16 protein-coding genes and 1 tRNA gene are annotated in these 18,202 nt (G+C 64.7%); 10 read left to right on the top strand and 7 right to left on the bottom strand.

Translation table 11 applies throughout. From position 1 onward, the window contains the following. Window positions 1-115: 115 nt before the first annotated feature. From AC1D10_RS00715 to AC1D10_RS00705, 3 genes are all read left to right on the top strand, one after another. Window positions 116-370, top strand: coding sequence for an acyl carrier protein (locus tag AC1D10_RS00715; RefSeq protein WP_224665779.1), 255 nt, complete (start codon window positions 116-118; stop codon window positions 368-370). Window positions 371-375: 5 nt separating this feature from the next. After that, window positions 376-1,584 (top strand): beta-ketoacyl-[acyl-carrier-protein] synthase family protein, encoded by a 1,209-nt coding sequence (locus AC1D10_RS00710; RefSeq protein WP_477268203.1) that lies wholly within the window; start codon window positions 376-378, stop codon window positions 1,582-1,584. Between the two features lie 208 nt (window positions 1,585-1,792). Continuing rightward, window positions 1,793-2,497: a glutathione S-transferase family protein gene (locus AC1D10_RS00705; protein ID WP_477268201.1), complete on the top strand. Its 705-nt coding sequence runs from the start codon at window positions 1,793-1,795 to the stop codon at window positions 2,495-2,497. A gap of 31 nt (window positions 2,498-2,528) precedes the next feature. Here AC1D10_RS00705 and AC1D10_RS00700 read toward each other — a convergent pair whose 3' ends face one another. The 4 genes from AC1D10_RS00700 to AC1D10_RS00685 all read right to left on the bottom strand — a co-directional run bounded on the left by AC1D10_RS00700 (window position 2,529) and on the right by AC1D10_RS00685 (window position 6,826). Beyond that, on the bottom strand, window positions 2,529-2,876 hold the full coding sequence (locus AC1D10_RS00700; protein WP_477268199.1) for a hypothetical protein: 348 nt from the start codon (window positions 2,874-2,876) through the stop codon (window positions 2,529-2,531). Between the two features lie 85 nt (window positions 2,877-2,961). Then, window positions 2,962-3,582, bottom strand: a complete 621-nt coding sequence (locus AC1D10_RS00695; RefSeq protein WP_477268197.1) for a nucleoside triphosphate hydrolase — start codon at window positions 3,580-3,582, stop codon at window positions 2,962-2,964. Window positions 3,583-3,693: 111 nt separating this feature from the next. Continuing rightward, entirely contained in the window at window positions 3,694-4,797 is a 1,104-nt protein-coding gene (locus tag AC1D10_RS00690; RefSeq protein ID WP_477268195.1) for a hypothetical protein, read from the bottom strand. 214 nt (window positions 4,798-5,011) lie between these two features. After that, on the bottom strand, window positions 5,012-6,826 hold the full coding sequence (locus AC1D10_RS00685; RefSeq protein WP_477268193.1) for a methyl-accepting chemotaxis protein: 1,815 nt from the start codon (window positions 6,824-6,826) through the stop codon (window positions 5,012-5,014). Between the two features lie 193 nt (window positions 6,827-7,019). On the opposite strand from AC1D10_RS00685, the gene AC1D10_RS00680 reads away from it, so the two are divergent. The 3 genes from AC1D10_RS00680 to AC1D10_RS00670 all read left to right on the top strand — a co-directional run bounded on the left by AC1D10_RS00680 (window position 7,020) and on the right by AC1D10_RS00670 (window position 9,669). Continuing rightward, on the top strand, window positions 7,020-7,937 hold the full coding sequence (locus tag AC1D10_RS00680; RefSeq protein WP_477268191.1) for a D-alanyl-D-alanine carboxypeptidase family protein: 918 nt from the start codon (window positions 7,020-7,022) through the stop codon (window positions 7,935-7,937). Window positions 7,938-8,374: 437 nt separating this feature from the next. Further along, on the top strand, window positions 8,375-9,298 hold the full coding sequence (locus tag AC1D10_RS00675) for a DUF1003 domain-containing protein (RefSeq protein ID WP_477268189.1): 924 nt from the start codon (window positions 8,375-8,377) through the stop codon (window positions 9,296-9,298). A 294-nt stretch (window positions 9,299-9,592) separates the two neighbouring features. Further along, a tRNA-Arg gene (locus tag AC1D10_RS00670) sits at window positions 9,593-9,669 on the top strand. Between the two features lie 94 nt (window positions 9,670-9,763). Here AC1D10_RS00670 and AC1D10_RS00665 read toward each other — a convergent pair. Further along, window positions 9,764-11,239, bottom strand: a complete 1,476-nt coding sequence (locus AC1D10_RS00665; RefSeq protein WP_477268187.1) for an ROK family protein — start codon at window positions 11,237-11,239, stop codon at window positions 9,764-9,766. Between the two features lie 245 nt (window positions 11,240-11,484). Continuing rightward, on the bottom strand, window positions 11,485-12,390 hold the full coding sequence (locus AC1D10_RS00660) for a tagatose-bisphosphate aldolase (RefSeq protein WP_477268185.1): 906 nt from the start codon (window positions 12,388-12,390) through the stop codon (window positions 11,485-11,487). A 283-nt stretch (window positions 12,391-12,673) separates the two neighbouring features. Here AC1D10_RS00660 and AC1D10_RS00655 point away from each other — a divergent pair, with 283 nt between their 5' ends. From AC1D10_RS00655 to AC1D10_RS00640, 4 genes are all read left to right on the top strand, one after another. Beyond that, on the top strand, window positions 12,674-13,579 hold the full coding sequence (locus tag AC1D10_RS00655) for a sugar-binding transcriptional regulator (protein WP_477268183.1): 906 nt from the start codon (window positions 12,674-12,676) through the stop codon (window positions 13,577-13,579). 426 nt (window positions 13,580-14,005) lie between these two features. Beyond that, a complete protein-coding gene (locus AC1D10_RS00650) occupies window positions 14,006-14,983 on the top strand; it encodes an ABC transporter substrate-binding protein (RefSeq protein WP_379104711.1) in 978 nt (325 codons plus the stop codon). A gap of 129 nt (window positions 14,984-15,112) precedes the next feature. Further along, on the top strand, window positions 15,113-16,171 hold the full coding sequence (locus tag AC1D10_RS00645) for an ABC transporter permease subunit (protein ID WP_477268180.1): 1,059 nt from the start codon (window positions 15,113-15,115) through the stop codon (window positions 16,169-16,171). Continuing rightward, on the top strand, window positions 16,164-16,919 hold the full coding sequence (locus tag AC1D10_RS00640; RefSeq protein ID WP_477268178.1) for an ATP-binding cassette domain-containing protein: 756 nt from the start codon (window positions 16,164-16,166) through the stop codon (window positions 16,917-16,919). The genes AC1D10_RS00645 and AC1D10_RS00640 overlap by 8 nt, the downstream gene beginning before the upstream one ends. A 133-nt stretch (window positions 16,920-17,052) precedes the next feature. Here AC1D10_RS00640 and AC1D10_RS00635 read toward each other — a convergent pair whose 3' ends face one another. Next, window positions 17,053-18,129: an NAD(P)H-dependent flavin oxidoreductase gene (locus AC1D10_RS00635; protein WP_477268176.1), complete on the bottom strand. Its 1,077-nt coding sequence runs from the start codon at window positions 18,127-18,129 to the stop codon at window positions 17,053-17,055. Window positions 18,130-18,202 lie beyond the last annotated feature (73 nt).

Here is an 18,202-nt window from a genome sequence, read left to right as displayed (position 1 = left end):
CGGTCATGCAGCGCTTGGCGGGGGTATAGAGCGAAGACGGCGGCTTGATGCCAGGAAAAAAAGGGGCGCTGCTCAATTGGCGTCGGGAAACGCGACATAGTGGGGAAGAAACCGAATGGCCGACCAGCTGGCAACGGATATCATCGCGAAGATCAAGGCCCATGCCGAGCCGGGCGGCGAGGAAATCACCGCCAACACTGAATTGACCTCGCTTGGTATCCATTCGCTCGAGCTGACGGAGATCATCTTCGATCTCGAGGAAGAATATGGCATCGAGATCGAGATGAACACGGTCGATGCCTGGAGCAATCTGAAGAATGTCGGCGACATGGTCGAAGCTGTTCGCGCGCTGATCGCGAAAAAAGCTTGAACTGAATGCGGCAGCGCGTCGTCATTACCGGCATGGGTGGCATTTGCGGGCTCGGCACCAACGCGCCCGCGATCTGGAACGAGATGCGCGCCGGCCGCTCGGCGATCGGCCAGATCACCAGTCCACAGCTGCATGACCTGAAGATCAAGGTCGGCTGCGAAATCAAGACGCTCCCCGATCATGGCATCGAGCGCAAGCAATTGGTGTCGATGGACCGCTTCAGCCTGCTGGCGGTGATCGCGGCCAGGGAGGCCATGCAACAGTCCGGTCTGGTCTCGAACGAAGCCACCACCTATCGGATGGGGACTGTCGTCGGTGTTGGCGTCTGCGGCTGGGAGGCGATCGAGGAGAGCTATCGCGCCATCCTGGTCGAGGGCAAGAACCGCGCCGGCATCTTCACCGTGCCAAGGGTAATGCCCAGTGCGGCCTCCGGCCAGGTCAGCATGAGCCTCGGCCTGCGCGGTCCGGTTTTCGGCGTCACGTCGGCCTGCTCATCGTCCAACCACGCCATCGCCTCGGCGGTCGACCAGATCAGGCTCGGCCGCGCCGACGTGATGGTCGCCGGCGGTACCGATGCGCCGCTGGTCTGGGGTATCCTGAAGGGCTGGGAAGCGTTGCGGGTGCTGGCGCCCGATACTTGCCGGCCATTCTCGGCCGATCGCCAGGGCCTGTCGCTCGGTGAAGGCGCCGGCATGGCGGTGCTGGAAAGCTATGAGCATGCCATGGCGCGCGGCGCCACCATCCTTGCCGAAATAGCCGGCGCCGGCCTTTCCGCCGACGCGTCCGACATCGTCGCACCGACCATCGAAGGACCGACTGCCGCCATGCGTGCCTGCCTGGCCGACGCCGGGTTCAATCCCGGGGATGTCGACTACCTCAATGCCCATGGCACCGGCACCAAGGCCAACGATCAGATCGAGACGGCGGCGATCAAGCGCGTTTTCGGTGACCACGCCTACAGGCTGTCGGTGTCATCCACCAAATCGATGCATGCCCATTGCCTGGGCGCATCGGGCGCGCTGGAGATGATCGCCTGCGTGATGGCGATCCGTGAAGGCATTGTGCCGCCGACGGCCAATTTTCGCGAAGCCGACCCCGATTGCGATCTCGACGTCACACCGAATGTCGCGCGTGAACGCAAGGTGCGCGCCGCGATCAGCAATGGTTTCGCCTTCGGCGGCACCAATGCGGTGCTGGCCTTCAAGGCGGTTTGATCCCAAGGCAGGTCTTGACCTGCCCCGGGCGGTTACCAGTTATCGCGAGGGCGGTCGCGCCTGTCTCGAACCGCCCGATTGCATTGACTGTCCGTGCATGGCGAAACTGTCGCCGCCATATTGATCAGAAGCGGCCGCGCCCCTAATCCTTGCGCAACCCGCCAAAACCGCGTCGCCAGGCGCCAATCCCCCCATTCAGGAGTTTTCCATGGCCGACCTGTCCGCCTTTCCGATCGCAACGCGCTGGCCGGCCAGGCATCCGGACCAGATCCAGCTCTATTCGGCCACAACCCCGAACGGGGTGAAGATCTCGATCGCCCTGGAAGAACTCGGCCTTCCCTACGAGCCACATCTGGTCAACATCAGCAAGAACGAGAGCTGGACGCCGGAATTCCTGTCGCTCAACCCCAACGGCAAGATACCGGCGATCATCGATCCGAACGGTCCGGACGGCAAGCCGATCGGCCTGTTCGAATCCGGTGCCATCCTGCTCTACCTCGCCGAAAAGACCGGCCTGCTCATCCCGGCGGACGCGGCGCGGCGCTACGAGACGATCCAATGGGTGTTCTTCCAGATGTCTTCGGTCGGACCGATGTTCGGCCAGGTCGGCTTTTTCCACAAATTCGCCGGCCGCGAAATCGCCGACAAGCGTCCGCTGGAGCGCTACCGCGATGAATCGCGGCGGCTGATCGGTGTGCTCGACGGCAGGCTGAAGGGCCGCAAATGGATCATGGGCAATGACTACACCATCGCCGATATCTCGCTGCTCGGCTGGGTGCGCAACCTGATCGGCTTCTACGAAGCGCGCGAACTGGTCGGCTTCGATGATTTCGCCAATGTCGGAGCGTGGCTGGAACGCGGTTTGGCGCGTCCGGCGGTGCAGAAGGGCCTGACCATCCCGGCGAAGGGCTGAGTTTAAAAACCAGCCAGGCCCTAATACGCGGCTACTTTGCCTTCGCCTTGGCTTTCGAACCGCCCTTGCCCATCATCGAGGCGGCATACGATGCAGCACCCCGCGCTGCCACGACGACGGCGCCGGCTGCTACATTGGCCGTGGCCTTGACCGTGCGCATGGCGCTGCCCGCCAGCGAATCGTTGGCGTTTGCCGGCTTTTTCGGCTTTGCGGTTCTAGGCGCGGCTTTCGCCGCCGCCGACACCACCTTCTTCGGCGGTGACTTGCCGAACGCCGGCTTGGCGTCCTTTGAACGCTCGGCGATCGCCGGACCGGCGCCTGCTTTCGACTGGGTCGCCTTGCCCTTGGCGGGCGCAGGCTTTCTTGCCTTTTGTGCCATCGGGTGGAATCCCTCTTCTGGCAGAATTGCCTTGTCGCGATAACGGCCTGAAAGTCTTAAGGTTCCCCTTGGAGAATCTTTAGAATCAAACGGAATCGCCGATCACCAGGTCGGCGGCCCGGCGGCGGGCAAGCACCCGGTCGATATTGGGCATGTCGTTGGAGGCGATCCAGGCGCGGGCATCCGCGTCGGAGCGGCCATGGCCGTGCCAGCGCTCGAGCAACCGGCGCTCGAGCTCGTCGCGCGGCACGTCGACGAAGATCGAGAAATCGAACAGCGGCGCCAGCCGCGACCACGGCTCCTCGTCGAGCAGCAGGTAATTGCCCTCGACCAGGATGAACTTGGTCTCGGTGGCGACGATCGCGGCGGCGGCGCGCGACAGTTCCATGCCGCGGTCGAAGACCGGGATGGCGATATCGGGTTCACCGGCCCGGATGCGCTTCAACAGGGCCTCAAACCCGGCAAAGTCGAAGGTTTCGGGAGCACCCTTTCGCGCGCGCAGGCCGCGCTGGTTGAGCACGACGTCGTCATAGTGGAAGCCGTCCATCGGCACCACTTCCACCGCACCTTCGGGCAGCAGATCATGCAGGCTCGCCGACAGCGTCGACTTGCCGGCGCCCGGAGGACCAGCGATGGCGACGATGAAGCGCGGCGCCTTGCCGGCGCGCTTGAAGATGGTGGCGGCGAGATGGGCGATTTCGGACATGAGAGCCTCTCTCTGGCAGGAGCTTCAAATCCACCATGTTCCGCATGATGATTTCGGCCACATCTTGGCGGCAGTTGGCGGAAATTTCAAATCCGCATTGATGCCGGGCACTCAGTCTGCAGCAGGCTGGCCGATGCGCAGGAAATCGCTGTCGAAGGGAACGTGCCATGTCGAGCCGCCGGCAGCCAGCCGCATGCGGCCGTTCGCCGTGGTGATCTCCCGCGGCGGCGCGCCGCCGGACAGGGGCATGGCGCCGATGACATGGCGAAAGGAGACGCTGCGGCCTTCGCCGAGCGCAAAGGCGGTCGCCACCCCTTCGCGCTTCAGCCAGTTGTCGCCGATCGACGCGGCATGGCCGACGGAAGCGCGGCCGTCCTCGATGCCGAGCACGCCGCGATGGCGGCCGCTCCAGGGCGCGTAGTCGCGCCCGCCATTGCTGAGCCACAGCATGGTGATCGGCAGTTCGGCCGGGTTCTTCAGCACCAGCACCAGATCGCCTTCGGCCTGGCGCGCCAGTGCCGTCCAGCCCGGTCCGCCATGCTCGGCCTCGACCAGCGTGACGAAATCCTCGCGACGGTCACCCATGCGGTATTCCGTCAGGTCGAGCGTGCCGCCGCCGTTGGCGGGAAAATGGCTGAGATCCGAGGACCGCGCCGGATAGGCCAGCATGAACCGGCCGCGTGAGGGGTCGGGCTCCAGCGGATCGTCCAGCGTCGCGGCAAACCGCTTTGGCGAAAAGGCCAGCCTGCCGCCGCCCGTCATCGCCGTCATTGGGTGATGGGCGACCGAGATCGCACCATGCCCGCCGGAAAACACATGCTCCTGGTAGAGGAAGGGATGGCCGTCGTGCAGCGCCAGGATCTTGTCTACCGTCGCGCCCATCACTCTGTGCCGCAAGCGGAAGACCGCGCGCCAGCCATCGTCTGTCGCAGCACTCTCGACGACATCCCAGGCGCTGTTGGCCGGCCAGCCATGCAGCGGCGCGTCCTCGACATCGCTGCGCGAAAACGGCGCGCAGAGGAAGTCGCCGGACAGGCGGACGGTGCCCTCGGGCAGGTCTTTGGGCAGCGTCTCGCGCGGCTCGTCGATCCAGGGTGCGCGATGCAGTGGCCGCAGCTGGCGCCCGTCGGCGTCGACGACCATGTCGGCGATGTGGCCGACCGTGAGATCGAGCGAGACCGAAATGCCTTTTGCCTTGATCGTGCTGGTATCCATTGCGCTCTCACCGATTCTCGGCGCATGACCCCGAAAATCGGAATCGATTTTCGGAAAGGATCATGCGCAAAATCAAAACGTTACAGCGTCCTTTGCGCGTCCGAAAGGACGCGCGGCGCTGTAATGGCGCAAACAGAACCCGTTCGGCGCCGCTTGCGCAAGCACCGCAATCGGCATTTTGCATCAGGGCTCGCTTCGACCCCGGCCGCGCCTGCTACTGCCGCTTGTATTCCCGCACCGGCGACTTGGTGCCGTCGGTATAGGTGACCTGCACCGACATCGACGTCACGCTGTCGGCGACCTTGAAATAGGGCTGGTAGTCGTAAGGGATGGAATATGGGTCCTTTTTGTCGCAAGGCGGTATCTCGAGCGACTTGTCGAGCGCGGCGCCGTTCAGGCTGTAGTGCACCTCCTTGATGGCGCAGCGGTAGGACAGCATCTGGGTGAAATAGACCAGGCCGTGATTGCCGCTGGCGTCGAAGGCGATCCACGAGGTCCAGAACTGGTCGAGGATCTGCTTGTCGCCCTGCTGCAGCGCGGTCTCGGGATCGAAGCGGATGTCGAACGGCCCGGTCTCGCGGCCCCTGATATCGAGATATTTGACGGCGATGGTGCCGGCCACGGTGCTGCCGGGCATCTCGAAACTCGGATTGGGCATCGGCTTGCCGGTGGTCTGGTCATTGACCGCCAGGAAACCGGTGTCGGTGAACGGGCCGCTGTCGCCCATGCGCCAGGAGATGGCGGTCGCCGGTTCCGGCAGCGAGATCGTCATCGACCAGCCCTGGTTGGAGCGCATCGGCGTCAGCGTCGGCACGAAGCGGGAGGGGTCGAGCACGTCGCCGAGAGCTGCCAGCCGGCTGCGGCTGCGGTCCAGCCAGTCGGCGAGCTGGGTCTGGTCGACGAAATATTTGAGCAGCCCGCCATCCTTCTCGTAGGACAGGAACCTGGTTAGCGCCTTGGCCTCGTTGCGCTTGTCGGCCAGCGTCTGGGCGCCGAGGCGGTCCTCGGAAAACTCCTGCCCAAGCAGGAAATAGGCCGGCGCGAAATCCGCATTGGCCGTGATGAAGGCATTGAGCTTGTCGAGGCGCTGGGCGTCGTCGAACTGCAGGATATGCACCAGCTTGATCGACAGCGCCTTGCCCTTGTCGGAAAGGGCGCCGAACACTTCGCGGGCGCCGGCCTTGCCGTCCTGGACCCTGAGCAGCGTGGCAAAGCGCGTGTAGGGGTCGATGGCGTCGACATCGAAGCCGGCAAAGGCGAGATAGGCGCGCCGCGCATTGAGCATGTCGCCGGACAGCTCGTAGACGCGGGCATTGTGATAGAACTCGTCCGGCCGCTTCGGCTCGGCGATCGCCCCGCCTTGCGCGGCAAGGGCGGCAAACCCCTTGGCGATGGTGTCGATCGAGGCGGCGATCTGTTCGGTCGTCGCCTGCAGTTTTTCGGTCTGGGCCTGCTGCTGCGCCTGGCCGGCGGCCAGTGTCTCGGTTTGTTTCTTCACCTCTTCGGTGGTTTTCTGCACTTGTGCCGTCTGCTGCGTCTGCTGCTGCTGGGTCGACGCGATCTCCTCGGTCTTCTTCGCCACGGTGTCGGTCGACTGCTTGACCTCTTCGACCGTCTTCTGCGTTTGCGTGACCGTCTGCTCGATCCTGGCCACCTTCTCCGAGACGATGCCCATCGACTGCTGCAGGCTGGCCACGGCCGGCACCAGGCTGGCGATCACCCCGTTCTGCGAGTTGGTCTGCTGTTGCAGGCCGTAGACGCCGCCGGCGACGGCCGCCGCGCTGGTGGCGAACACCAGCGCCGGTAGCGCCTTGGCCGCCAGCACCAGCTTGAGCACGATGGCAATGGCGATGATGACCGCCGCAACCGAGGCGACCAGCGCGATATAGGCGGCGAACGGCGCCAGCGGATTGAGGATGTCGGAAGCCGCGCCGCCGACAAAGGCGATGCTGCCGGCCCATTTGCCGGTGCGGCTGAGTGATGCCTTGATAAGCGACGGCGCTGCGCCGCCCGCCCCGATATTCGTCATGCCCAAGCCCCCCAGCTATCAGATACCACGCCCCTTCCCACAGGAAACGCGGCTTTGGCAAGGGAAGACAGGAAACAGGCGATTTCGCGGCGGGGCAAGCCTGGGAAAGCACGACAATCCTGGGTATGACCGCCATTAACCAGTTGGACGCAGCTGGCGGGTTACGTTAGCTTCGCCTCATCTCAGCAACAGCATGACCAGAACAGTCCAGCCCTTGTCCAACCCGCGTCCCCTTCCGCTCATCCAGAAGCTTTTCGCGGCGCTTGCCCTGCTGGTGCTGGCGCTGCTTGCCGGCTGCACGACCGTGACGCCACCCGATGCCGTGCTGGCCGTGCCGGCGGCGCCGCAGAAATATGCCGCGATCGTCGTCGACGCCAAGACCGGCAAGCAGCTGTTCGAGGTGAATTCGACGGCGCAGCGCTATCCGGCGTCGCTGACCAAGATGATGACGCTGTATTTGCTGTTCGAGGCGCTGGAGACCGGCCGCGTCACCAAGGAGACGCAGATCCCGGTGTCCGACCATGCCGCCTCGCAGCCGCCGACCAAGATGCGTTTCCGGCGCGGCGAGACCATCGACGTCGATTCGGCGATCCGCGCCATTGTCGTCAGGTCGGCCAACGACGTGGCGGTGGCGGTCGGCGAATATCTCGGCGGCTCGGAGGAGCAGTTCGCCGGCATGATGACCGCCAAGGCGCGCCAGATCGGCATGACCAGCACCGTGTTCCGCAACGCGTCCGGCCTGCCCGACGCCGACCAGCACACCTCGGCGCGCGACATGGCGGTGCTCGGCATGGCGCTGCATTCCCGCTTCCCGCAGCAGTTCCACTATTTCTCCGAAAGCGATTTCATGTTCCGCGGCAGGCTGGTGCGCGGCCACAACGACATGCTCGGCCGCGTGCGCGGCGTCGACGGCATCAAGACCGGCTACATCAGGGCCTCCGGCTTCAACATCGTCACCTCCTACAATGCCGACGGCCGCCAGCTGATCGTGGTGGTGATGGGCGCCGACAGCGCCCGCCAGCGCAACGACCATGTCGAGGCGCTGATCCAGCGCAGCCTGTCGCCTGATATGGCCGACACCAGGACAAGGCTGATGTTCGCGCAGCAGTGAGGAGTGGTCCGCAGAGCGGACAAAAAGCCAATTGCTTGGCTTTTTGAACGACGAACGCCCTGAGCCTGCGAAGGGCGAGCTGCCTGTGGTAAGGATCGCGCCCGGCTGCCCCTGGCGGATTGCAAAGTGAGGGCAGTTATGCTACTGTTTTAGGCATGGTGCTGATTTGCGCCAGCGACCAGACCGACCCGCCGCAAGGCGGGTTTTTTGCTTCCCTGCCATCCTTCCCCGGGAGCCATCCCGCTTTCTTCGCGGAGGCTTCGGCCAATCTCGAATGTCTCTGATCGTCAGCGGCCCGCGAACCACCACCGGCAGCGGCCCGCCTCTCCCGATTATCACAACCACTTGTACGCGATGCGAAATCCGCCGTGACGGTGGATAAGCTCTGTTCTATTGGCGTATCGTCTCCATCCAGCACCATTGCAGGAGCCCGCACCATGAGCACCGTTCCGAAAGCGCCGCCCGAACAGGCGGCAGACAATCAGCACGATGGCGGCGGCGAATATTTCGAGGCCCCGACCACCGACGAGCTCGAGGCCGAACAGGGTTCGGACGAGCATCTCGAAACGCCCGACGTGCCGGACTCGGAACCATCAGGACCCGGCGGCCACCGTGGCAAGCCGAAGAAAAAACCGTCGGCGATCTCAGGCCGAAAATTCCGCAAGCGCGACCTGGTGCGCATTGACACCTTGCGCCCGAGCCTCGCCGACCGCATCCGCGCCGATCATCCGGACCTGCCGGCCGGCGCCCGCATCAGCCGCGCCGAGCTAGGCCGCTACCGCATGCGCTACATGGAGGAGCTGCTCCAGCAGGAGCACGGCGAATTCTCCGAGCTCGACCGCCAGGTGGTCGAATCGATCGCCAGGCAGGACACCATTTCCGAAAACAGCGAGGAGGAGTTCGAGGAGCACCGCACGTTTGCCGACCGCGTCTCCGACAACATGGCGGCCTTCGGCGGCAGCTGGTGGTTCCTGATCTCGTTCGGCAGCGTGCTTCTGGTGTGGATCGGCATCAACCTGCTCGAGGGCACGGTGAGCGCCTTCGACCCCTATCCCTTCATCCTGCTCAACCTCTTGCTCTCCTGCATTGCCGCCATCCAGGCGCCGATCATCATGATGAGCCAGAAGCGGCAGGAGACCAAGGACCGCCTGCGCTCCTTCAACGACTATCGGGTCAACCTCAAGGCCGAGCTGGAAGTCCGCCATTTGCACGAAAAGCTCGACTACCTCATCTCGCGCCAATGGACGCGGCTCGCCGAAATGCAGCAGATGCAGCTCGACGCCATGCACGAACTGACCGGCGCCAAGAAGCCAAAGCGGGCGCCACGGAGGAGGCAGGCGGGTGAGGCGCGGTCCGCGTAGCGGACGAAAAGCCAATTGCTTGGCTTTTCGAGCAACGAACGGTGAAGCCCCGGTCCGCCTTTGGGCGGATCAGAAGGTCCAGTGGACCTTTTGAAGGGGCTGAACGCCCGAAGGGAAGGGAGCCTGCGAAGGGCCGGATGCGGCGCGACCCTCACAGTCGCTAACCTGGACGCACCGAGCCAGGTCGCACCGCCAATCGCCAATTGCCCGTTGAAGCCCGCCCCGGCTTCCGCTAAGAAGCCGTGACTTGCCGGTTCACCGGCTGGTTCGTTTTCCGGATCACCGGTCCTGAAAGCACCCGTAGCTCAGCTGGATAGAGCGCTGCCCTCCGAAGGCAGAGGTCACAGGTTCGAATCCTGTCGGGTGCGCCAGACCTCCAAGGTCCGTTCCGGGCACATAGTTTACTATACCGCAGACATGGGTAACACTTTTGGCCCAAAGCGGGCGTCGGGCCCAGCGCCCACCTTACCCCTGCATCACCCCCCGCAGCCACCCCACAATCGCCTCGAAATTAATCGCCTTCGTCGTATCAACCTCAAACAGCGGTCCGCGCCGCAGCGGCTCGGCGCGTTTGGCCAGTTCGATCAGTTCGGGGATGTAGGCGGCACCGGGATGGCCGGGGAGGCGCTGGTCGAGGCGGGCGCGGTAGCGTTCGGCCAGGACGTCGCCGGGGGCGTGGCACCAGATCTCGAAGGTCTCTTCGACGCCGGCCCGGCGCAAATGGTCCTCGAGCACCTGGCGCGGCTGGAAGCCGAACCAGGCATCGACGACGAAAATGCTGCCCGAAGGCGCTTCCGCGACGACCGACCAGATGGCCTGGTAGCTGGCGCGGCCGAGCGTGCGGTTGAACGCGCGGTCGCCGCCGCCGAGCACTTCGAGGAACGGGTTCTTGATCGTGTCCAGCGCCAGCAGGGGCCAGCCCATGCGCTCTGTGATGCCGCGCGAGACCGTGCTCTTGCCGCTGGCGGGGATGCCGTTGACGAGCACGGCGCGCCGGCCGCGATCGGGCCGGGGCCGTGCGGATGGCAAGGACACCGGCGACACTTGGGGCGACACCTGCGGCGACACCTGGCTGGCTGGCGCCTGTGCCGCCATCGCCTGCAGGCCGGCGCCGATGACGCCGGCGTCGTCGCCGAGATGCGCCGGCTCCACCGGGCACTGGAACCAGGCAGCGAGAGCGGGGGCCCTGGCAAGCGCCCTGTGCGCCGCCTGGCCAAGTCCGCCGCCGAGCAGCACCAGGTCGGGGGCGAACATGGCGACCGCCGTGTCGATCGCCGCCCTGAGCGGCCTGGCCCAGGCGTCCAGTATGCCGCGCGCGACAGCGTCGCCGCCGGCATCCCGGGCGAAAAGCTGATCGATAGAAACGTCCGGACCGAGGCCGGCGCGGGCGATGTGGCGGCCAAGCGCTGTGCCGGAGCTGGTGGTTTCGACGCAGCCGCGCCGGCCGCAGATGCAAGGCTCGCCATTGACGTCGACGCCGATATGGCCGAGCTGACCCGCCGTCGCCTTGCCGCGCACGATCTTCCGATGCTGGGCGACGGCGCCGCCAATGCCGGTGCCGATGGTGAACATGACGATGTTGTCATGGCCGGCGGCAGCACCGCGCGCCATCTCGGCGACCAGCGCCATGTTGCAGTCATTGTCGATGACGACGGGCTTGCCGGCCATGCCTTCCAGCCGTTGCGCGAGCGCCACCGAAGCGAGGTCGACATAGCCTCCGGACAGCACCGCGCCGCGCCGCGCATCGACGCGTCCCGGCACCCCGACGCCGATGGCCGCCACTTCGCGAGCATCGAGCTGGCGCACCATGTCGGCGATCCGGCCGAGCACCAGCTCCGGGTCGGGCGCGCTCTTCTCAGACAGGCGCCTGAGGATTTCGCCCGTGCTGGAAATGCGGGCGGCGCGCAAATTGGTGCCGCCGATATCGATTCCGATGGCCATCGAACTATCTTGCGGTTTGACCATGATCTTTTCCGAAAACCGGTTCCCACTTTTCGGGATCATGGTCTAGGCATGACGTCCCGTACTTGTCTGGCCTTGCTCCAAGGTATGTTGAGAGTCAGGTCAGGCCGAGTCGAGAATGGTGGCTTCCGAGAACCGGAGCGGAGCGTACTTGTTGTACGTGAGCACCGGAGGCGCAGGAAACCGCCATTCGCAGGCCGGCATCACCTGAATACCGACAACAGCTAGGCCGCCTTGCGGCGATAGTTTCCGATCACCGCTTGAAGCTCGCGCAATCTCGACACGGCGATGGTCCTGAGCTTTTCACGCTGAATGTCCCGGTCGAGCGAGATGCAGTCCTTCCACAGCGAGCGGCCGGCGATGACACCCGAGGCGCCGTTCTTCATCGCGATTTCGACCTGGCCGAGGAACGTCGCGTGGTTGACGCCGGCCGACAGCACCGCCCACGGCACCTCGCCGGCCATGCTGGTGATCCTGGCGCAGGCTTCGGGTGTGCCGGGATAGGGAAGCTTCAGCACCTTTGCCCCGCAGTCCAGGGAAATCCTTGTGCCCTCCTCGACCAGCGACGGAATTTTGGCCGTATAGTCCTCCAGGCTTTCGCCATCGAGCTGATAGGTCAGGAACTCGACGACGAGCAGCAGGTCCTCCTTGCCGAAATCGGCAATGCACTGGCGCAGGATGGCGATGTTGTGCTCGTTCGCCTCGGGCTTGTCGGCCCGCAGATAGACCATGATCTTGCCGCCGGTGCCGCCCAGTTCGCGCACCCGGCGTGCGTCGATGCCGGGGACGAGGCGCGACAGCCGGTAGCCGGCGGGCGAGACGTCGAAGCCGGAGGCGTCGAGGCCGATGAGCAGGGCCGTATCGCGGTTCAGCACCCCTTCATCGACAACGCGCGGCACCGCGCAGAGCGGGTCGAGCAGCACGCAGGACGCCTGGCTGGCGAGGTATCGCGTGATGTCCGCCTTGGTGTCGCCCAGCATGTCGTTGGTGATCCTGGCCTGGTCTTCGGGGTCCGACGCCAGCAAGGTCCGCATGCCGCCGCGCTGGTCACAGGCGATGGCCATCATTGCCCCGTCCTTGCCGCAGATCTGCTGGTAGCCGCGCAACTCCGCAGTCGTCATCTTTGTCATGGTGTTTTGTCCGATGTTGGCGCCCATTCACCCGGGCGCAATTCCGTGGAACAAGAAGGTTCAGTTTTTTACCTGCCGGTCGGCAGGCAGGTCTTGCCGCTTTGATGCGCTATCGAACCGGCAATTCCGGCCCGGCCCACACTGTCTGGCGGGAACGAACCCACGTTGCGAACCTGCCGGATTTGCGCGATAACTCGATCGGTCGCCGACCCTGTAACACATTGCTGAAAGGAATTGCAAGCTGTCTGCCCCTCCCGCAAACGATGCGGCCGCATCGCGCACGATGCTGCATACGGTCGCCAAGATGCACTACGAGGCGGAGATGTCGCAGGTCGATATCGCGCGGCGGCTCGGTGTCTCGACCGCGACCATATCGCGTCTCCTGCAGCGGGCGCGGGCGGAGGGCATCGTGCGGATCGAGGTTCTCGATATTGCAACGCCCGAGGTGATCACCATGCAGCTGATCGACGGGCTCGGGCTTCGCAATGCGGCGGTCATCGAGACGCCGGCAGCCGGCGCCCTGACGGCGCTTGGCGCACCGCTCGGCGCCTTGCTGAGGCAAGCCGAGCTGACCGCCGGCTCGGTCGTCGCCGTCGGCTGGGGCCGCGCCGTCCGCGAGGTGATCCGCGCCGGCCTGCCGCGCATTCCCGGGGTTCTGACCGTCGCCGCCACCGGCGGCATGCAGCAGCAGGCGGCGCATTTCCAGATCAACGAGTTCGTCCGGCTGGCCGCCGAGGAATTCGGCGGCACACCGCATTTCATCCATGCGCCCTACCTGCCATCCACCGAATTGCGCGACGTCTTCCTTGGCGACGCGGCTATTCGTGACAGCGTCGCACTCTGGGACCGGACCGATGTCGCGATCGTCGGCATCGGCCTGCCGCATGCCATCAACCCACCCGAGGCGAGCGCGGCGACGCTGAGCGAGCAGGCGCTGTTTCAAGCGGCCGGCGACGTCCTTCGCCATTATTTCGATGCCGACGGCACCCTCATCGCGTGGGAAGGGGAGAGCCGGATGATCGCCATGTCACCGGCCCAGCTTCGCGCCGTCCCGCTGGTGATCGGTGTTGCCGCCTCGCCGGAGAAGGCGACGGCCATCATCGGCGCCGTCCGCGCCGGGCTCATCAATGCCCTGATAACGGACACCAAGACGGCCCAGGCTATCCTCGAGGCGCTGTCACCTCGATAGTGTGGGGCGCGCCAGCTGGAAAAATCACCCGTTGTGCCATCGGCGGGTTGAGGCGATAGTCCCGCGAGGAGCTCCACAGAGCAGACAGATGTCTGATTTTGAAAAGCGTTTCACCGGGGAAATACCCGGTTGCAATTTCTTTCAGCAAAGTGTTACAACCTTGTACACCGGCCGCATACGCGCCGGGCAGCGCGGTTCCCTTGACCTTGCGGAGGCGAGGAAACGGGACTGCTGATATCAGGCCGGTCGGTTTCGACCGGCTGATCCAACGACTTTTGGGGGCGCCTGGGAGGAGCTGCCCGTACCGCAAGCAGGCGAAACCCGAGTTCCGGCCGTCAGCATATTTGCGATCCGTAGCCTAACGGGTTGACGGCCATTCCGATGTCAATCGCAAGGCAAATCTGCCAACACCATGAGGAGGATGTCATGAGGAAGATTGTTGCCGCGTTCGCGGCTCTCGCCATCAGCGCAACGGTGCTGATCGCGCCGGCACAGGCGCAGGACAAGAAGTACACCATTGCGCTCGTCCCGGGCCTGACCACCGATGGTTTCTACATCACCATGCGCAAGGGCGCCCAGGCCGCGGCCGATGCCCTTGGCGTGAACCTGGTTTTCCAGGGCGCCCCGGATTTCAATCCGGTCACGCAGGTCCCCGTGCTTGACGCGGTCATCGCCAAGAAGCCGGACGCCATCCTGATCGCGCCGACCGACAAGGTTCAATTGGTCGAGCCGCTGCGCAAGGCCAATGACGCCGGCATTCCGGTGATCACCGTCGACACCTTCATCGGCAGCGGCGTCTACCAGACCGGCGCCGGCGATGCGGATTTCCCGCTGGCCTACATTGCGTCGGATAATGTTCTGGGCGGCGAGATCGCCGCACGGGCCTTGGCCACCGCGATTGGCGACAAGGGCAAGGTCTACGTTTCGAACGTCAAGCCTGGCATCTCGACCACCGACCAGCGTGAAGAAGGCTTCAAGAAGGAGATGGCCAAGCATACGGGCATCACCGTGCTCGAGACCCAGTTCAACGACGACGACGCCAACAAGGCAGCCTCGCAGCTGCAGGCCGTGTTCGCGCGCAATCCCGATCTCGTCGGCGTGTTCGGCGCCAACCTGTTCTCCGCTCTCGGTGCCGCCAACGGCGTCAAGCAGGCCGGGCAGAGCGGCACCGTCAAGGTCGTGGCGTTCGACGCGCCGACCAGCATCGTCGACAACATCAACACCGGCCTGGTCGACGTTGCGATCGCCCAGCATCCGGCCGAGATCGGCTATTTCGGCGTCGTTTCGGCCTATGCCCACCTGACCGGTCATTCGATCCCGGTTGCGATCGGCACCGGCTTCACGATCATGGACAAGTCCAACATCGCCGACCCGAACATTTCGAAGTACCTTTATTCCGAATGAGCCCCAAGGGGCTCTATTCCGAATGAGCCCAGCCGACCTGGTCTCCTTCCCGCCTGCCGGGAGGAGACCAGCGCCGGGTGACCCCGGGACCCTGTTTGACGGAGGCCGCGCCGCGGATCGGAACCATTCATGACTTCAACATCCCCAATCCAAGGCGAAACCCATGTCGCCCCTCAGGCGGACCATGGTGATCCGGCCAGGACCTTGCTCGGACGCATTGCCGAAGGCCGCGCCTGGCTGTTCCTCGCCGGCCTGATCATCTGTTTCGAGGTCTGGTCGCGGCTCTCCTTCGGCGCGACCTTCGTGCTCAACCCGTTCAACGTGCAGTCCATCGCGATCTTTGCCGTGGCGCCGCTGCTGCTTGCGACCGGGCAGACATTCGTCATCATTTCAGGAGGCATCGACCTCTCGCTGGGCTTCATCATGGGCCTTGCGGCCGTCATTGCCGCCCACGCCACCAACATGGCGGGCGCCGCGATCCCGCTGCCGCTGGCCATGCTGGCGGGCATTCTGGCCGCCGTGCTTGTCGCCGGCGTGCCGGGCGTCATCAACGGCCTTTTGATCTCGCGGCTCAGAATCCCGCCCTTCATCGGCACGCTTGGCATGTTCGGCGTGGCGCGCGGTGCTGCTTTCCTGCTGGCCGGCGGCACCACGGTGCCGGTGCAGAATTCCTGGTTCGCGCTGCTCGGCAACGGCAAGTTCTACGGCGTGCCCTATCTTGTCATGATCACTGCCGTCTTCGTCATCGTCATGCACTACATCCTGAGCCAGACCCGGTTCGGCCAGCACAATTACGCCATCGGCGCCAACGTGCAGGCGGCGCGTCGCGCCGGCATCGACATCAGGGGGCATATCCTGCGCCTCTACGTGCTTTCCGCGATGTGCGCCGGCCTCGGTGGCGCGCTCTATGCGGCGCGCTTCACCGCCGGTGCCGCCCAGGCCGGCGAGCCCTTGCTGCTCGACAGCGTCGCGGCCGTCGTGATCGGCGGCGCCAGCCTGTTCGGCGGATCCGGCACCATCTTCGGCACGGTCGCCGGTGCCCTGGTGATCGCGGTCATCCAGTACGGGCTGGTCTTCGTCAATGTCGAGCCGTTCTGGCAGTTCATCGCCGTCGGCGTCGTCATCATCATCTCCGTCCTTATCGACCAGGCGCAGCGCCGGTTCAGTGGAGCTCGCCAGGATGAATAATTCGCAACAAGCCACACCGCTTCTCGAAGTCCGCCACCTTTCCAAGCATTTTGGTGCCGTCCAGGCGCTCAACGATTTCTCCATGGTCGTGCGGCCGGGCGAGGTGGTGGCGCTGGCGGGCGACAACGGTGCCGGCAAGACGACGCTGATCAAGGCGATATCGGGGGTGTTTCAGCCGACGGGCGGCGAGATCCTGCTCAGGGGGCAGCCGGTGACCTTCGCGACACCGCAGGAGGCGCGCGAAAAAGGCATCGAGACCATCTACCAGGACCTGGCGCTGGCCGACAATTTGTCCATCGGCGCCAATATCTTCCTCGGCCGTGAACCGATGCGCAAGGCCTTCGGCTTCCTGCCGGTGCTTGACCGCAAGGTCATGGCCGTGGCCGCCAAGCAGACCATGGGGCGGCTGGACTTCCATGTCAGCCGGCTCGATGCCCCGGTCAGCAATTTCTCCGGCGGCCAGCGGCAGGCTGTCGCCATCGGCCGGGCCGTCTACTGGGACGCGCAGATCCTGATCATGGACGAACCGACCGCCGCACTTGGCGTGCCCGAGCAGCGCAAGGTCATTGCGCTCATCCACCAGCTCAAGGCGCAAGGTCGCGGCGTGATCTTCATCTCGCACAATCTGCAGGACATCTTCGCCGTTTCGGACCGCATCGTCGTGCTGCGGCGCGGCGTCCAGGCCGGGGAGCGCAAGATCTCGGAGACGAACCATGACGAAGTCGTCAAGCTGATGGTTGGCGGATAAGGCGCCGGCGCGCGAGCGGACGCTTTTAACCCACCGACGCTTCGCTCGAGGGCACTCCAGCTTGGTGATCGCGCTCGGGTATGCCGCGCGAGACCGGAATGCCGTTGACCAGCACTGCGCGACTGTCGCCATATTATGCCGAGAGGGCGCCGAATATCACTTCTGTCTCGGCGACGAGCGTGCGCATCAACTGCTCTGCCGGAAGCTCCCGGTTCAATGAGGCCGCTTGCCCGTAAAGGTGAAAGCCGAAGTCCCCACGCCCCGTTGCGCGTTCGGCATCGCCGAGTGGGGTGCTGAGCGCGACCATTTGCGGGAAATCCGGAAGCCGCGTCCGGCGCTCTTCCATCTCGAGGACGTAGCGCGTGCGCCTCATCCGCGCCGCGCGGCCGGAAAAGGCATTGCTGACCATTGTGTCCATGTCGGTCGCAGACCGGATCAGGGCGCGGCGCGGCGCATCGGTGCCGGCCTCGTCGCAGGACAGAAAGCCAGTGCCGATCTGGACGCCGCTGGCGCCAAGGGCAAAGGCGGCCGCTATGCCTCGACCGTCGGCAATGCCTCCCGCGGCAATAATTGGAAGATCGATGGCATCCACGACCTGGGGAACCAGCGCCATCGTTCCCACGCCGTCACCTGAACCGTTCGGAACGTGAGAGCCGCGGTGCCCTCCCGCCTCCCATCCCTGGGCGATGACCGCGTCGGCTCCACTCTCGGCAAGCTTGCGCGCCTCGGCAACGGTCGTCGCCGAACTCAAGATCACGATACCGGCCTTCTTCAGTCTGGCGATCGCAGCCTGGTCCGGAATGCCAAAGTGGAAACTGACGACAGGCGGGTGCACCTCCAGCACGAGATCAAGCTTCGCTTCGTCGAAGCCCGGCCCGATCGGTGGAAGCCGCGCAGGCGGCGCGACAAGCGACAGCTCCTCATAGTAGGGCCGCAACCTGTCGATGGTCTGTGCCAGGACGGTGTCACTCGTGTGGGGCTGCGGATAGACGAAGAAATTGAGATTAAACGGATTTTCCGTCCAGCCGCGCAGCTGGCGGACAACGTTGCGCAGAGCATCTGGCAGCATCGATGCGCAGCCGAGCGATCCCAACCCGCCGGCATTGCTCACTGCCGCGGCAAGTTCTGGCGTTGCCGAACCAGCCATCGGGGCCTGGATGATCGGATGCTCGATCTTCAGCAGATCGCATAGGCGACGGTTCGGCCACATGAGCGACGTTCCACTACCCAAGGGAGGATCGCACGAAATCGCAGCATAGGACTAGGTTGGGGTCAGGTCACCG

The sequence above is a fragment of the Mesorhizobium sp. P2_A8 genome (assembly GCF_056404935.1).
Note: the sequence above shows the minus strand (reverse complement) of the source record. Positions and strands in the feature narration are given on the sequence as shown.

What these genes read in the sequence shown, in the direction of transcription:
- AC1D10_RS00715 (WP_224665779.1), top strand. Translation starts at nt 116, where the DNA reads ATGGCCGACCAGCTGGCAACGGATATCATCGCGAAGATCAAGGCCCAT.
- AC1D10_RS00710 (WP_477268203.1), top strand. Translation starts at nt 376, where the DNA reads ATGCGGCAGCGCGTCGTCATTACCGGCATGGGTGGCATTTGCGGGCTC.
- AC1D10_RS00705 (WP_477268201.1), top strand. Translation starts at nt 1,793, where the DNA reads ATGGCCGACCTGTCCGCCTTTCCGATCGCAACGCGCTGGCCGGCCAGG.
- AC1D10_RS00700 (WP_477268199.1), bottom strand. Translation starts at nt 2,876, where the DNA reads ATGGCACAAAAGGCAAGAAAGCCTGCGCCCGCCAAGGGCAAGGCGACC.
- AC1D10_RS00695 (WP_477268197.1), bottom strand. Translation starts at nt 3,582, where the DNA reads ATGTCCGAAATCGCCCATCTCGCCGCCACCATCTTCAAGCGCGCCGGC.
- AC1D10_RS00690 (WP_477268195.1), bottom strand. Translation starts at nt 4,797, where the DNA reads ATGGATACCAGCACGATCAAGGCAAAAGGCATTTCGGTCTCGCTCGAT.
- AC1D10_RS00685 (WP_477268193.1), bottom strand. Translation starts at nt 6,826, where the DNA reads ATGACGAATATCGGGGCGGGCGGCGCAGCGCCGTCGCTTATCAAGGCA.
- AC1D10_RS00680 (WP_477268191.1), top strand. Translation starts at nt 7,020, where the DNA reads ATGACCAGAACAGTCCAGCCCTTGTCCAACCCGCGTCCCCTTCCGCTC.
- AC1D10_RS00675 (WP_477268189.1), top strand. Translation starts at nt 8,375, where the DNA reads ATGAGCACCGTTCCGAAAGCGCCGCCCGAACAGGCGGCAGACAATCAG.
- AC1D10_RS00665 (WP_477268187.1), bottom strand. Translation starts at nt 11,239, where the DNA reads ATGGCCATCGGAATCGATATCGGCGGCACCAATTTGCGCGCCGCCCGC.
- AC1D10_RS00660 (WP_477268185.1), bottom strand. Translation starts at nt 12,390, where the DNA reads ATGACAAAGATGACGACTGCGGAGTTGCGCGGCTACCAGCAGATCTGC.
- AC1D10_RS00655 (WP_477268183.1), top strand. Translation starts at nt 12,674, where the DNA reads ATGCTGCATACGGTCGCCAAGATGCACTACGAGGCGGAGATGTCGCAG.
- AC1D10_RS00650 (WP_379104711.1), top strand. Translation starts at nt 14,006, where the DNA reads ATGAGGAAGATTGTTGCCGCGTTCGCGGCTCTCGCCATCAGCGCAACG.
- AC1D10_RS00645 (WP_477268180.1), top strand. Translation starts at nt 15,113, where the DNA reads ATGACTTCAACATCCCCAATCCAAGGCGAAACCCATGTCGCCCCTCAG.
- AC1D10_RS00640 (WP_477268178.1), top strand. Translation starts at nt 16,164, where the DNA reads ATGAATAATTCGCAACAAGCCACACCGCTTCTCGAAGTCCGCCACCTT.
- AC1D10_RS00635 (WP_477268176.1), bottom strand. Translation starts at nt 18,129, where the DNA reads ATGTGGCCGAACCGTCGCCTATGCGATCTGCTGAAGATCGAGCATCCG.